Here is a 13,776-nt window from a genome sequence, read left to right on the forward strand (position 1 = left end):
GCTCGGCGGGCGTCATCCGAAAGTTCTGGGCGAGGCCGGGAGCGATCCCGGCCTTGCGCTGCATCGCGGCGATGCTCGCATCGGCTGCGCGGCCGGGTTCCATGCAACCCGGCATGTTGACGTGGCGTCTCGGCCGATGCCACATCGCGCGGGTCTGGAGGCCCGCGGTGAATCGCCTATTGCTGCAAACCGTGATCGTTGTCGTTGGTTGCCTGCTGCTGCTGCGCCTGCTCGACGCCTATTTCTCCTGGCAGGGACAGGCGGCGCTTCGGCTGATCGCGGGCTGGGGCGTGATTTATCTGGCATTCGCCGCGCCGCTTTATTTTCTGGCCTGCCGCAGCGAGGACCGCGGCGCCGAAACGACCTCGGCCCCGAAGGCGGCTCACCCAGCAGAGCAGATCTTCGGCATAGGCTTCTTCGGCGTGATCGGCCTGCTGCTCTTGGGCCACTATCTCACCAGGATCTAGAGCGCCTCCCAAGGGAAGCCCTGGGAAGGACCGTGCGTCAGGGCGCTCGGCGGTTGCCGCCCCCAGCTTCGACGCAGGCCCGCCGCGTGCGCAAAATCGGCAACCCGCTAAAATGCAGGCCAAATCCGTAGCGGTTGGCCAACGGCCAGTGGACTAGAGGAGCGCCAGCAAAGCCCAGAACAGGCCATGACATATTCATCGCAAGACATCTCGAACGCGCTTCTGCGAATCAAGGAAGACGGGTTCGTCCTCGACAACGACGCTTTCGGCTATGCCGCGATCCGATGGGACCTGCGCAGGCTCAGGCGCGATCTGCGCGAGGCTGGCTATGCCGGCGCCGAGCTCGCCCAGGGCCGGATGGTGAATGAGGGCGAGGACATCTGCTGGCTCTACAATCCCGACGCGATCGGGAAAGACCAGGTCGACAGCCTGGCTGCGGCGCGGCATTCGGCGCTTTACAGCGGGTAGCGTTGGGAGCCGGCAGCTGGCTGCGGCCGCTCATCGGCTGTCTCGACCGAACGAATGGCTCCCGTGGCCTAGCGTGAGGAGCAGGGAGCGCTCTTCTCAAAGGCCTGTTCGCCGGTACCCACGCCGACTCCGTCGACTGCCACGGCCGTCCGAGGCGGTGCGAGCAGCGCGACCGGCGTCTTGCGGCCCGCCCTCAATGTCCCGCGCAGGAAACCCCTGACAACGGCGACGGCTGTTCCGATGCCGAAGCCTTTCAGCATTGCAATCACGAACAGGTTGACGATGATGGCCCTGGTCGGACTGCCATGTTCCAGGATCGGAATCAGGCCGAAGGCGAACAAGGCCAGACCGGAGATGATAGCGAGCGCAACGGTCATCGTGCCTACCGCGTAGTCAGGGGCGCGGTATCTGGCACGGCAACCGACGGCTGTCTAGAAGAGTTGATTGCAACTTTCGGGTACCCACCCGGCGCTGCGCGCATGCGGTTCGTCAAAGCCGGGTTTGAGATCCGGGGAGCACTGTGTGTGCTGCCATGGCGAGCCGGCGAAGGCCTGCCAGCACAAGCATGCCGCCCCTTGGGCCGGGCCGGAAGACGCTCCGCAGCCCTGCCTACGAACGCGACAAGACATCTTGAAGACGGCGCTTATCGTCCCTGCTGGAACTGGGGCGCAGCAATGTCTTGTCCGAGGGCGTCCGCTTGCCGCTCGTATTCGCTCGCCATCACCTTCAGGCGGGCCGCGGTCTCATCGTCACAGGCCGTAGCGGCCCAACGGCGGCACTTCAACGCTTTCACACGCAGGGCCTGGGCCTGTCGAATTCTGTCATGGTCCATGAGGGCGCTCCAGCACAGCAGATCGCTAGCCGACTTGTGGCGGTCAGGACCGAAAACGCTTCCGTCGCGGGAGTGATCACGCGAGCTTGAACAACTCGGACTCGTCTACTGTCCAAGCAAGCTTCTGGATGCACAGGCCGAAATCAAAAGCGCCGAGCTGCCCTGGCGCGGCTGCATATCGTCTTTGATCTCAGCTTACGACTCGCTCAGCGCGGCGCTACTGCATGTTGTCGGCAACGTTAATAGCAAAAATCTGGTAGTGCGGCGTCATGAACATTAAGCATACTGCTTGGCGGGGCGTTCCGTTGTCTCAATAGCAATGTCAATCGATTATAGGAGAATCGAAATCAACTGATGAATTGAATAAAGCTGAGAGGTGGATGTAGCTGTCGCCGAGCGCAAGTTGCTCAATAATGTTGATAGAGCGAGGGTCGAACAATTATTGCTGTGTCGGATGGCTAGACGGAGCGTTAGCTACGTCTGCCCCGGCCTGAGCTTGTAAAAAACGTGCCGGCCGATCGTGTCCATCTTCTTCAGCTTGCGCGCCCAGTAAGGCCGGACATAGTCGGCGTGGTAGTGGGTGGAGGCGCCGACTTCCGCCAGATAGGTCGTGCCCTCATAGACCTCGCGGGCGATGCGGGTGGCGTCGCGCCAGGGGCCGGGCTCGGTGATGCGCAGCGACTTGCCCTCGCAGGCGAAGGTGAACTGGCAGGCGAGGTGGCGGCTGGCGTTCTGGTAGACCGCGCCGCAGACCGTGTTCGGGTAGAGCCCGCTCTTGACCCGGTTGAGCACCACCTGCGCCACCGCGGCGCGGCCCTGCTCGCCCTCCGAGCGCGCCTCGAAATAGACGGCCTCGGCCAGGCAGCGCTGCTCCTTGGCCATGTTCTCGGGCGCGATCAGGCTGGTGTAGATCTGCTTCTCGGCAGGATCGACAGTGCGCAGATCCGTGGTCGGTCCGCGCTCCGATTTGGCGACACGGCTGCGCGACTTCGGCTCGGCGGCGACGGGCGCCATCTGCATCGGCGTCGCCGAGGCGCTGCCGGCGATGCCGGTGGCTGTCGGCGTGCTCGAGGACTGGCCGAGTGCCGTGGGGACGGTCGGTGTCGCGCCGTCGAGGTTTTCTGGGTTCAGTTCGCCATGGCGCGGAGAGCCGATGCTCTTCGGAACCGCTGTCGGTGAGGAATCCGACAGGGCCGGGTCGGTGACGCCCTCGTCGCGCAGGAAGGGCTCGAAGCCGAGCGGCGGCTCCTCCGGGCTTTCCTGCGCCTCGAGCGAGAAACCGCCCGAGATCAGCCCGGGCTGGGTGTCGCCGAAGACGACGCGTTCGAGCTCGCCGGGCGGGCCGTTGCGGGTGATGGTCGGGCGCAGGCCGATAAGCGGGTCGCCCTTGCTGCTGCGGTCGACCTGCGGGAAGGCGCTGGCGGAGCGCTTCATGTCCTCGCGCGGTTGGCGCGGATCGATCGCGAAGATGGTCTCGGGCTGCTCGAAGGAAAGGCGCGCCGGCTGGATCAGGCGGGCATAGGCGCGCTCGGGCAGATGGAAGGCGCTGGCGGCGACGAGGAGAGAAGGGCCCTCTGCCAGATCGGAGAGCGGGCCGGGCGCGGTACGCGCAATCAGCGAGCCCGGCGGGCCAAGGGGCGCCGGGTTCTGCCCAGCCGAGGCGGTGAAGGAGACCAGCATGCCGGCCGAGAGCGCCCAGGGCGCGACCGTCGCCAGCGCCCAGCGCAGACGCTGCCAGCCCACTCGCTTCGATCGCCGACGCAGACGCAACTGACCAGAGCCCTCATAGCCAAAAAGACGAAAGACGAGCGGCCGCGAACCGCGATGATGCAAATTCGCGACAGTTGGATAATCCCTTGTCAGGGTTGAAGGGGGGTTAACGCGGCAGCGCCCGCCGTGGCGGACATCCGCCAAAAGACGGCTTTCGCGATCGGCGATTCTTCCCTTATGCTGCGCCGCAACAAAGGGAGAGAGACATGAATGCCACCGCCCTCAAGGCCGATTCCGAAGCCAATGCCGTCGCGCTGATCGCTGCGGCGCTGCCGGGCTTCGAGAGCTTGCTGGAGGAGGCGGTCGCCGCCGTCAGGCAGAAGGTGCTGGTCGACGGCCGGATTTCTTCCGCGAAACTGGAGCAGGAGCAGCACGCCGCCCACGGCCTGTCCTGGCTCGCCACCTATGTGATGGCGCTGCGCGAGCTCAAGGCCTATGGCGAGCGCCTGCAGGAAGAGGATCGCTACGGCGCGATCGAGGACTACGCCATCAGGATTGGCGCCGGCGAATACGCCGCCCAGATCTTCGGCGGCATCCCGATGAGCCAGGGCGAGATCGTTCGCCTGCCGACGCTCGGGCTTTCGGCCAAAGCCGTCGCCGCTGCCTGCTCGGATGCGGCCGAGCAACTGATCGCCGAGGGCAACACGCCGGAGAACCGCGCCCGCTTCGTGTCGCTGTTCAGCCAGAGCCAGGGCCTCGCCAGCGTCGGCGATCCCGGCCTCGACGAGACGCTGGAAGCGATCCGCTCGGAGATGCGCCGCTTCTGCGAGCAGCAGGTGACGCCGCATGCGCATGAATGGCACTTGGCAAACGAATACATCCCGATGCCGGTGGTCGAGCAGATGGCCGATCTCGGCGTCTTCGGCCTGACCATCCCCGAGGAATTCGGTGGCATGGGCCTGTCGAAAGTCTCGATGTGCGTCGTCTCCGAGGAGCTCTCGCGCGGCTATATCGGCGTCGGCTCGCTCGGCACCCGCTCCGAGATCGCCGCCGAATTGATACTGAACGGCGGCACCGACGAGCAGAAGGCCTACTGGCTGCCGAAGATCGCCTCCGGCGAGATCCTGCCGACGGCCGTCTTCACCGAGCCCAATACCGGCTCGGACCTCGCTTCGCTGCGCACCAAGGCGGTGAGGGATGGTGATGTCTGGAAGGTCTACGGCAACAAGACCTGGATCACCCATCCCGTCCGCGCCGACATCATGACGCTGCTGGTCCGCACCGATCCGGATGCGCCGGGCTATCGCGGCCTCTCCATGCTGATCGCGCAGAAGCCGCGCGGCACCGACGCCGAGCCGTTCCCGGTCGAAGGCCTGACCGGCGGCGAGATCGAGGTGCTCGGCTATCGCGGCATGAAGGAATACGAGCTCGCCTTCGACGGTTTCGAGGTCAAGGGCGACAACCTGCTCGGCGGCGTCGAGGGCCAGGGTTTCAAGCAGTTGATGCAGACCTTCGAGGCGGCCCGCATCCAGACCGCGGCGCGTGCGCTCGGCGTCGCGCAATCGGCCTTCGACCTCGGCTTGCGCTATGCCCAGGAGCGCATCCAGTTCGGCAAGCCGCTGATCGCCTTCCCGCGCGTCGCCGACAAGCTCGCCATGATGGCGGCCGAGCTCGTCATCGCCCGCCAGCTCACCTATTTCGCCGCCCGCGAGAAGGATGCCGACCGACGCTGCGACCTCGAGGCCGGCATGGCCAAGCTGCTGGGCGCCCGCGTCGCCTGGGCGGCGGCCGACAACGCGCTGCAGATCCATGGCGGCAATGGCTTCGCGCTGGAATACCCGGTCAGCCGCGTGCTCTGCGACGCCCGCATCCTCAACATTTTCGAGGGCGCCGCCGAGATCCAGGCGCAGGTGATCGCGCGGAGGCTGGTCGAGGGGTGAGGGGAAGACATCTGGCCTAGGCCGTGCTGATTGCACGCGGAACCACGATCGTCATCCTGGGCGAGCGAAGCTCGGCCCGGGATCCATCATAGAGCTCTGGCGTCTTACGATGGATCCCGGAGCTGCGCGGCTTCGCCGCTTGTCCAGGATGACGGCGTGGTTCCGAGTAAAATCCGCGTTTCTAGAGACTCGCCGCCGCTCGCGCCGCCTGATCGTACTGGCCTGACAGCGAGCGCATCGCGGCGGCGATCTCCGATAGCCGGGCCGGGTCGACGCCGGTCGCCAGCACGGATTTCACCAGGAGCTGCTCGCGGATCTGGGCGTAGCGCTTGCAGGCTTCCTCGCCGGCCGGGGTTACTGCGACGGTCTTCTCCTTGCCCTTGCGGCCGCTCTTCAGAAGCTTTAGGCGCTCGAGCTTCTTCAGCGAATAGTTCACCAGATGCGTGTCCTCGATGTTGAGGACGAGGCAGATATCGGCGAGGCGCTTGGCCTTGCCGCGATGGTTGACGTTGTGCAGGACGAGCACGTCCATCGGCGTCAGTTCGGGCACGCCCGCTGCCGTCATGGCGCGCAGCATCCAGCGATGGAAGGCGTTGACGGTCATCGTCAGCGCGAACTCGAACTCCGACAGCGCCGGCATCGCGCCGGAAGCGAGATGACCAGAGGAGACGATCGGGCCGAGGTCGTCGGAAGGATGCATGGTCCGTTCACCGAGGGGCGCGGGGAACCCTCTTCCGGAGGGTATCTTCCTTCTCCCCTTGGGGGAGAAGGTGTCTGCGGAGCAGACGGATGACGGCGGTGCGACTGGGTGAGAGGAAGATAGGTCGAGCCTGTCCTTCCCTCATCCGTCAGCGCTACACGCTGCCACCTTCTCCCCCGAGGGGAGAAGGTGAGCGTGACGTCTCACATCTTCTTATAGGCGTCGACGATGGCCTGGCCGTCGGCTCCGGCCTTCTTCAGCCAGTCGGCAGTCAGCGTCTCGCCGGCCTTCTTGAAGCCGGAGGCGAGAGCGGGTGAGGGCGCGTTGACCTTCATGCCCTTGCTCTTGAGCTGGTCGAGATACCAGTTGGTCTTCTCTTCCCAGAGCTTCCAGCCGCGAGCCTCCGCATCGGCCGAGGCCTTGAGGATCGCGTCCTGCGTCGGCTTGTCGAGCGCGGCGAAGGCCGCCTTGTTGACGAAGGTGGCGTTCTTCGGGATCCAGGCCTGGACGTCGTAGAAATGCGTCAGCGTCTCCCAGGCCTTCGAGTCATAGCCGGTGCCGCCCGACGACATGAAGGAGTTGACCACGCCGGTCGCCAGCGCCTGCGGCAGTTCCGCCGCCTGGATGGTCACCGCCTGCATGCCGAGCAACTCGCCGAGGCGGGTCGTGCCGACATTATAGGCCCGCCATTTCAGGCCCTTCATGTCCTCGATCGTGTTGATCTCCTTCTTGGCGTAGACGCCCTGCGGCGCCCAGGGAACCATGAACAGCAGCTTGATGCCCTGGCTGTCGAGCTTCTTCTCGACCGCCGCCTTCGAGGCCGCATAGAGCTTCTTCGACTCGACGAAAGAGGTGGCGAGGAACGGCACCACATCGATGCCGAAGACCGGGTCCTCGTTCTCGTGCAGCGACATCAGCACTTCGCCCATCTGGGCCTGGCCGGTCTGGACGGCGCGCTTGATCTCGGGCGCCTTGAACAAAGCGGCATTGGCGTGGACCGTGATCGAGAGCTTGCCGCCGGTTGCCGTCTCGACGTCCTTGGCGAAGGTGGCGAGGTTCTCGCTGTGCGGGTTGTCTGACGGGTAGGCCGCCGGCAGGTTCCACTTCGCCTGCGCGAATGCCGCCGGGGCGGCGAAGACCAGCGTTCCGGCGGCGACGCCGGCAACCAGTAGGCCCTTGATGAAATCGCTGCGCTTCATGGTGTTCTCCGTTCCCTCTTGGTGGTGATTGCGCATCATTTCGGAAAAGCGAGTTCGGGCAGGACCATCACGATCTGCGGGAAGATCGTAATGATCGCCACCGCGGCGACCAGCAGAAAAAAGAAGGGCAGGGCGGCGAGCGCCACCGTGTTCGAATCCTTGCCCGACATGGTCTGCAGCACGAACAGGTTGAAGCCGACCGGCGGCGAGACCTCGGCCATCTCGACGATCAGCACCAGGAAGATGCCGAACCAGACGAGATCGAAGCCGGCGGCCTTGATCATCGGCAGCACGATCGCGGTGGTCAGCACGATCATCGAGATGCCGTCGAGCGCCGCGCCGAGGATGATGTACATCACGGTCAGCGCCGCGATCAGCGCATAGGGCGAGAGGTGCAGGCTGTCGACCCAGGCGGCGAGTGCGGCCGGGATGCCGGTATAGGCCATCGAGGTCGACATGAACGAGGCGCCGGCAAGGATCAGCATGATCATGCAGGTGATCCGCGTCGTGCCCATCACGCTCAGCCAGAAGGCTTCCTTGGTCAGCGAACCCGACCACCAGGCGATGCCGAAGGAGCCGAGCACGCCCCAGGCGGCGCATTCCGTCGCCGTCGCCCAGCCGAGCAGCAGCGACAGGAAGACCAGGGCGATCAGCAGCATGCAGGGGATGAGATTGGCCGATTCCCTGAGCTTGTCGCGCAGGCTCATCTTCGGCTCAGCCGGCGGCGCCTTGTCGGGGTGCAGCATGTGCCAGACGATGATGTAGCCGGAGTAGAGCGCCATCACGAGCAGGCCAGGCAGGAAGCCGGCGAGGAAGACCTGGATGATCGAGACGTTGGCCGCCACCGCATAGACCACCATGGTGATCGAGGGCGGGATCAGGATGCCGAGCGTGCCGGCGCCGGCGAGGGAGCCGAGCGCGAGCTTCTCGTCATAGCCGCGGCGCTTCAGCTCGGGCAGGGCGATCTTGGCGACGGTGGCGCAGGTGGCGGCCGAGGAGCCGGAGACCGAGCCGAAGATGCCGCAGGCCAGCACGTTGACGTGCATCAGCCGGCCCGGCAGCCAGTTCAGCCAGGGCGCGAGGCCGCGGAACATCTCCTCCGACAGCTTCGTTCGATAAAGAATCTCGCCCATCCAGATGAAGAGCGGCAGGGCGGCGAGCGTCCAGGAGGCGCTGTTGCCCCAGATGGTCGTGGCAAGCACCGAACCGGCTGGAATCCCTCCGGCGACGAACTGCATCGCGACCCAGCCGCACGCCATCAGCGAGATGGCGATCCAGACACCGCCCGCGAGCAGGGCGGCGAGCAGGACGAGCAGCAGTGCGGAAATCTCGATCATCGCCATCGGTCAGACTCCGCTCGCCATGGCGCGCTCGACGATCTCCTCATCGGATTGCGGCGGCGGCTTTTCGTAGCGCGGCGGCTGGCCACGCAGCACGACATGGACGAACTCGTCGAGCATGGCGATGAACAGGATGACGAGGCCGCCGGAATAGCCGAGCTGCGGAATCCACATCGGCATGGCGACGACGCCGCCGGCGATGTCGTTGAATTCGTAAGATTGCCAGGTCATCACCACGGCGTGCCAGGCGAAGAAGCCCGCGAAGCCGAGGCCGAGCACCAGCGAGAAGACCTCGAAGAACCAGCGCTTGCGGCCCTGGAAGCGGTCGATCAGGAGGCCGACCCGGATCATCTCGCCGGACTTGAAGGTGTGGGCGAGACCGAGGAAGGCCATCGCCGCCATGCACCAGGAGGCGAAATCGTCGCCGGCAGGAATGTTGAAGCCGACCTCGCGGCCGATCGACAGCCCCATCATCAGGACGAGGATCGCGATCAGGAAGAGGCCGGCGGCGTAGCCGGCGAAGAGATAGAGCGCGTCGAGGAAGCGGCGGATCATGCGCGCGCCTCATGGCCATGCGTCATCGCGCCCGGCTGCTCGGCCATGCGCAAAGCGGCGGTTGCCAGGACTGGTCCCGTCATGAAAGCCTCCCCTGGATCGGTCCGGCCCCTCTGCCATGTCCCGATCGTAAAGCCGATCCTAATCGGCGAAACGGGCTTGTCAACGTTTCATCGACGATTTATCGATGAAATGTCAAAGAGCCACTATGGCCAATAATCGGGGGATCAGATGACGAGCGGCCGTTGGGACTTCTGGATCGACCGTGGCGGCACCTTCACCGACGTGATCGGCCGCGATCCCGCAGGCAAATTATATGCCCGCAAGCTGCTCTCCGAGAATCCCGGCGCCTATCGCGACGCCGCCGTCCAGGGCATCCGCGACCATCTGCGCCTGAAAGCCGGCGAACAGATTCCGGCCGATACAGTCGGGGAGGTCCGCATGGGCACGACGGTCGCGACCAATGCGCTGCTCGAGCGCAAGGGCGACCGCACCTTGCTCGTCACCACCAAGGGTTTCCGCGACGCGCTGCGCATCGGCTACCAGGCCCGGCCTGATATCTTCGCCAAGGAGATCATCAAACCGGAGCAGCTCTACGATGCTGTGGTCGAGGTCGAGGAGCGCGTGCTCGCCGACGGCTCGGTCGAGAAGGCTGCCGACGAGGCCGCGATCCGCGCCGCCTTGCAGGCTCAGTTCGATGCCGGCTTCCGTGCCGTCGCAATCGCCTTCATGCACGGCTACCGCTACCCGGCGCATGAGCAACTTGCCGCGAAGGTGGCTCGTGAGATCGGCTTCCCGCAGGTTTCGGTCAGCCATGAGGTCTCGCCGCTGATCAAGTTGGTCGGGCGCGGCGACACCGCCGTGGTCGACGCTTATCTCTCGCCGATCCTCGCCCGCTATGTCGCGCAGGTCTCGGAAGAGCTCGACATCGCCCGCACCGGCGCGCGGCTGATGTTCATGATGTCCTCGGGTGGCCTCACCGCCGCCGAGCTCTTCCAGGGCAAGGACGCGATCCTGTCCGGCCCGGCCGGCGGCGTCGTCGGCCTCGCCGAGACCGGCCGCTCGGCCGGCTTCGACAAGGTCATCGGCTTCGACATGGGCGGCACCTCGACCGACGTCGCCCATTTCGACGGCGAATATGAGCGCGCCTTCGAGACCGAGGTCGCCGGCGTGCGCATGCGCGCGCCGATGATGCTGATCCACACGGTTGCGGCCGGCGGCGGCTCGATCCTCCACTTCGACGGTTCGCGCTTCCGCGTCGGCCCCGATTCAGCCGGCGCCAATCCGGGCCCTGCCGCTTATCGCCGCGGCGGCCCGCTCGCCGTGACCGACGCAAACGTCATGGTCGGCAAGCTGATCCCGTCCTATTTCCCGGCGATCTTCGGCCCCGGCCAGGACCAGCCGCTCGATGTCGGGACGGTGCGGGAGAAGTTCGCCGCGCTCGCGAGTGAGGTCGGTGACGGCCGCTCGCCCGAGGAGGTCGCCGACGGCTTTGTCCAGATCGCCGTCGCCAACATGGCCGAGGCGATCAAGAAGATCTCGGTCCAGCGCGGCTACGACATCACCCGCTACGCGCTGAACTCCTTCGGCGGCGCCGGCGGCCAGCATGCCTGCCTCGTCGCCGATGCGCTCGGCATCAAGACCGTGCTGCTGCATCCGTTCTCCGGCCTGCTCTCGGCCTATGGCATGGGCCTCGCCGAGATCCGCGCCACCCGCACCGCGGCGCTCGACGTTCCGCTCGATGCCGAGGCCAAGGCCGCGATCGGCGTTGTCGCCGACCGGCTGGGCGCCGAGGCGAAGGGCGAAGTCGCCGGGCAAGGCGTGGTTGAGGGCGACATCGCCATCCATGTCCGCGCCCATATCCGCTATGCCGGCACCGATACCGCGATCGCCACGCCCTTCGGCAGCCGCGCCGAGATGCAGGAGGCCTTCCAGGCGGCGCACAAGGCCCGCTTCGGCTTCATGGACGAGACCAAGGCGCTGGTCGTCGAGGCGGTCGAGGTCGAGGCCGTCGGCGGTGGCGCTCGCTTCGAGGAGGCCGCCGCCACCGAGGACGCTGGCGAGCCAGAGGTTGCCGAGCGCACCCGCTTCTTCTCGAAGGGGCAATGGCACGAGGCCGCGATCGTCCGCCGCGAGGCGATGGCGCGGGGCCAGGGCATCGCCGGCCCGGCGATCGTGATCGAGCCGAACCAGACCGTCGTGGTCGAGGATGGCTGGACCGCGAAGCTGACCGCCAAGGATCATCTCGTCCTCACCCGCAGCAAGGCGCTGGTCCAGAACGCCGCGATCGGCACCAAGGCCGACCCGGTCATGCTCGAGATCTTCAACAATCTGTTCATGTCGATCGCCGAGCAGATGGGCGTGACGCTGCAGAACACTGCCTATTCCGTGAACATCAAGGAGCGGCTCGATTTCTCCTGCGCCGTCTTCGACCAGACCGGCGCGCTCGTCGCCAACGCGCCGCACATGCCGGTGCATCTCGGTTCGATGGATCGCTCGGTCGAGACGGTGATCTCGAACAACCCGGTGATCCGTCCGGGCGACGTCTACTGCCTCAACGCGCCCTATAATGGCGGCACGCATCTGCCCGACATCACGGTCTGCACCCCGGTCTTCGATAACGAAGACAAGAACATCCTGTTCTGGGTGGCGAGCCGCGGCCATCATGCCGATGTCGGCGGCACCGCGCCGGGCTCGATGTCGCCGCTCGCGACCAATATCGAGGAAGAGGGCGTCTATATCGACAATTTCAGGATCGTCGATCAGGGCCGCTTCTGCGAGGAGGAGCTGGTCAAGCTCCTGACCGGCGCGCGCTATCCCGTCCGCAACGTCGTCCAGAACGTCAACGACCTGAAGGCGCAGATCGCCGCCAACGAGAAGGGCGTGGCGGAGCTGCGCAAGATGATCCGCTCCTTCGGCCTCGACGTGGTCCAGGCCTATATGGGCCACGTCCAGGACAATGCTGCCGAGAGCGTCGCGCGCCTGCTGACTCGTCTGCACGACTCAGAGTTCACCTACCCGATGGACCAGGGCTGCGCGATCAAGGTGAAGATCACCATCGACCGCGAGAAGCGCGAGGCGACGGTCGATTTCACCGGTACCTCGCCGCAGCGGCCGGACAATTTCAACGCCCCGGCGCCCGTCACCCGCGCTGCGGTACTCTATGTCTTCCGCGTCATGGTCGACGATGCCATCCCGATGAATGCCGGTTGCCTGCGCCCGATCAAGGTGATCGTGCCGGAGGGCTCGATGCTGGCGCCGCGTTATCCGGCCGCCGTCGTCGCCGGCAATGTCGAAGTCAGCCAGGCCGTGACGAACACGCTGTTCGGTGCGCTGGAGGCGATGTCGTCCTCGCAGGGCACGATGAACAACCTGACCTTCGGCAACGACCAGTACCAGTATTACGAGACGATCTGCTCCGGTTCGCCGGCCGGACCGGGCTTCAACGGCACCTCGGGCGTCCATGTCCACATGACCAATTCGCGCTTGACCGATCCGGAGATCCTGGAGACGCGCTTCCCGGTCGTGCTCGAGGATTTCCACATCCGCGCCGGCTCAGGCGGCAAGGGCGAGTGGAATGCCGGCGACGGCACCAGCCGCACCATCCGTTTCCTCAAGACGATGGACTGCGCCATCCTGGCCTCGCACCGCAAGGTCCGCCCCTTCGGCATGAAGGGCGGCGAGCCCGGCGAGCTCGGCAGGACGCTGGTCCGGCGGCTTTCGGGCGCGGTCGAGGAGCTCAAGCCGAGCGACCAGACGCTGCTGCAGGCCGGCGAAGCGGTCACCGTGATCACGCCGACTGCCGGGGGCTATGGAAAGCGCAAGGACTGAGGCTTAGGTCTGGTCTCTAAGACGGAGACCGACCATGCCCCAGACCTGGATGATCACCGGTGCCAATCGCGGTATCGGTCTGGCCTTGACGATGGAATTGCTGCGGCGGGGCGACCATGTCGTCGCCGCGGCGCGCGATCCCTGGGGCGGGGCGCTGGCGGAGGTCGCCGGCGGGCAAGCCGGCACGCTGACGCCGCTCGAACTCGACGTTACCTCCGATCGCAGCATTGCTGCGGCCAAGCAGGCACTCGAGGGCAAACCGATCGACGTGCTCGTCAACAATGCCGGCGTCTACGGCCCGCGCGACCGGCAGACTGCGCTCGACATGGACTTCAGGGCCTGGCGCGAGGTCTTCGAGGTCAATGTCTACGCCCCCTTACGGGTGGCGCAGGCCTTCCTGCCGAATGTCGAGGCCGGCTCCGGCCGCAAGATCGTGACGATCAGCAGCCGCATGGGCTCGATCGGCAGCAATCCATCGGGCGCCATCGCCTATCGTTCCTCGAAGGCGGCGGTGAACATGGTGATGGTCGGCTTCGGCAACGCTGTGCGCGACAGCGAGGTCGCGGTGCTGCTCTTCCATCCCGGCTGGGTCCGCACCGACATGGGCGGCGGCGGCGCCGACATCCCGCCGGCCGAGAGCGCCGCCGGGTTGATCGGCACGATCGACGCCTCCGGCATGCGCGAGACCAACAGCTTCCGCAACTGGAAGGGCGAGGCGATCCCGTGGTGACTGC

The 13,776-nt window shown here is 65.8% G+C and carries 11 protein-coding genes; 5 read left to right on the top strand and 6 right to left on the bottom strand.

The genetic code is table 11. The features are described from left to right. Positions 1 to 53 precede the first annotated feature (53 nt). Together AC07O0_RS03080 and AC07O0_RS03085 are read left to right on the top strand one after the other, a co-directional pair. Positions 54 to 467, top strand: coding sequence for a hypothetical protein (locus AC07O0_RS03080; RefSeq protein ID WP_494619923.1), 414 nt, complete (start codon positions 54 to 56; stop codon positions 465 to 467). Between the two features lie 186 nt (positions 468 to 653). Then, on the top strand, positions 654 to 935 hold the full coding sequence (locus AC07O0_RS03085; protein WP_454026263.1) for a hypothetical protein: 282 nt from the start codon (positions 654 to 656) through the stop codon (positions 933 to 935). Positions 936 to 1,003: 68 nt separating this feature from the next. On the opposite strand, the gene AC07O0_RS03090 is transcribed toward AC07O0_RS03085, so the two are convergent. Together AC07O0_RS03090 and AC07O0_RS03095 are read right to left on the bottom strand one after the other, a co-directional pair. Beyond that, on the bottom strand, positions 1,004 to 1,312 hold the full coding sequence (locus AC07O0_RS03090; protein ID WP_494619925.1) for a hypothetical protein: 309 nt from the start codon (positions 1,310 to 1,312) through the stop codon (positions 1,004 to 1,006). Positions 1,313 to 2,241: 929 nt separating this feature from the next. Beyond that, entirely contained in the window at positions 2,242 to 3,510 is a 1,269-nt protein-coding gene (locus AC07O0_RS03095; RefSeq protein ID WP_494619926.1) for a cell wall hydrolase, read from the bottom strand. 233 nt (positions 3,511 to 3,743) lie between these two features. On the opposite strand from AC07O0_RS03095, the gene AC07O0_RS03100 reads away from it, so the two are divergent. Continuing rightward, the gene (locus tag AC07O0_RS03100) at positions 3,744 to 5,417 is read left to right on the top strand and encodes an acyl-CoA dehydrogenase family protein (RefSeq protein ID WP_494619927.1); all 1,674 of its coding nucleotides are present in this window, start codon (positions 3,744 to 3,746) and stop codon (positions 5,415 to 5,417) included. A gap of 181 nt (positions 5,418 to 5,598) precedes the next feature. On the opposite strand, the gene AC07O0_RS03105 is transcribed toward AC07O0_RS03100, so the two are convergent. From AC07O0_RS03105 to AC07O0_RS03120, 4 genes are all read right to left on the bottom strand, one after another. After that, positions 5,599 to 6,117, bottom strand: a complete 519-nt coding sequence (locus AC07O0_RS03105) for a winged helix DNA-binding protein (protein ID WP_494619928.1) — start codon at positions 6,115 to 6,117, stop codon at positions 5,599 to 5,601. A gap of 203 nt (positions 6,118 to 6,320) precedes the next feature. Next, a complete protein-coding gene (locus tag AC07O0_RS03110; RefSeq protein ID WP_494619929.1) occupies positions 6,321 to 7,316 on the bottom strand; it encodes a TRAP transporter substrate-binding protein in 996 nt (331 codons plus the stop codon). 35 nt (positions 7,317 to 7,351) lie between these two features. Then, positions 7,352 to 8,659 carry a TRAP transporter large permease gene (locus tag AC07O0_RS03115; protein ID WP_494619931.1) on the bottom strand — a complete coding sequence of 436 codons (1,308 nt, stop codon included), beginning with the start codon at positions 8,657 to 8,659 and terminating at the stop codon, positions 7,352 to 7,354. Positions 8,660 to 8,662: 3 nt separating this feature from the next. After that, a complete protein-coding gene (locus AC07O0_RS03120; RefSeq protein ID WP_494619932.1) occupies positions 8,663 to 9,211 on the bottom strand; it encodes a TRAP transporter small permease in 549 nt (182 codons plus the stop codon). A gap of 231 nt (positions 9,212 to 9,442) precedes the next feature. On the opposite strand from AC07O0_RS03120, the gene AC07O0_RS03125 reads away from it, so the two are divergent. Both AC07O0_RS03125 and AC07O0_RS03130 read left to right on the top strand, forming a co-directional pair. Beyond that, positions 9,443 to 13,042 (top strand): hydantoinase B/oxoprolinase family protein, encoded by a 3,600-nt coding sequence (locus AC07O0_RS03125; RefSeq protein ID WP_494619934.1) that lies wholly within the window; start codon positions 9,443 to 9,445, stop codon positions 13,040 to 13,042. A gap of 34 nt (positions 13,043 to 13,076) precedes the next feature. After that, positions 13,077 to 13,772 (top strand): SDR family oxidoreductase, encoded by a 696-nt coding sequence (locus AC07O0_RS03130; protein ID WP_494619936.1) that lies wholly within the window; start codon positions 13,077 to 13,079, stop codon positions 13,770 to 13,772. The last annotated feature ends 4 nt before the right edge of the window (positions 13,773 to 13,776 follow it).

The sequence above is a fragment of the Allobosea sp. GW821-FHT10B12 genome, assembly GCF_059415545.1.

Coding starts and splice junctions, on each gene's coding strand:
- AC07O0_RS03110 (WP_494619929.1), bottom strand. CDS start 7,316: ATGAAGCGCAGCGATTTCATCAAGGGCCTACTGGTTGCCGGCGTCGCC.
- AC07O0_RS03100 (WP_494619927.1), top strand. CDS start 3,744: ATGAATGCCACCGCCCTCAAGGCCGATTCCGAAGCCAATGCCGTCGCG.
- AC07O0_RS03090 (WP_494619925.1), bottom strand. CDS start 1,312: ATGACCGTTGCGCTCGCTATCATCTCCGGTCTGGCCTTGTTCGCCTTC.
- AC07O0_RS03105 (WP_494619928.1), bottom strand. CDS start 6,117: ATGCATCCTTCCGACGACCTCGGCCCGATCGTCTCCTCTGGTCATCTC.
- AC07O0_RS03120 (WP_494619932.1), bottom strand. CDS start 9,211: ATGATCCGCCGCTTCCTCGACGCGCTCTATCTCTTCGCCGGCTACGCC.
- AC07O0_RS03115 (WP_494619931.1), bottom strand. CDS start 8,659: ATGGCGATGATCGAGATTTCCGCACTGCTGCTCGTCCTGCTCGCCGCC.
- AC07O0_RS03130 (WP_494619936.1), top strand. CDS start 13,077: ATGCCCCAGACCTGGATGATCACCGGTGCCAATCGCGGTATCGGTCTG.
- AC07O0_RS03125 (WP_494619934.1), top strand. CDS start 9,443: ATGACGAGCGGCCGTTGGGACTTCTGGATCGACCGTGGCGGCACCTTC.
- AC07O0_RS03085 (WP_454026263.1), top strand. CDS start 654: ATGACATATTCATCGCAAGACATCTCGAACGCGCTTCTGCGAATCAAG.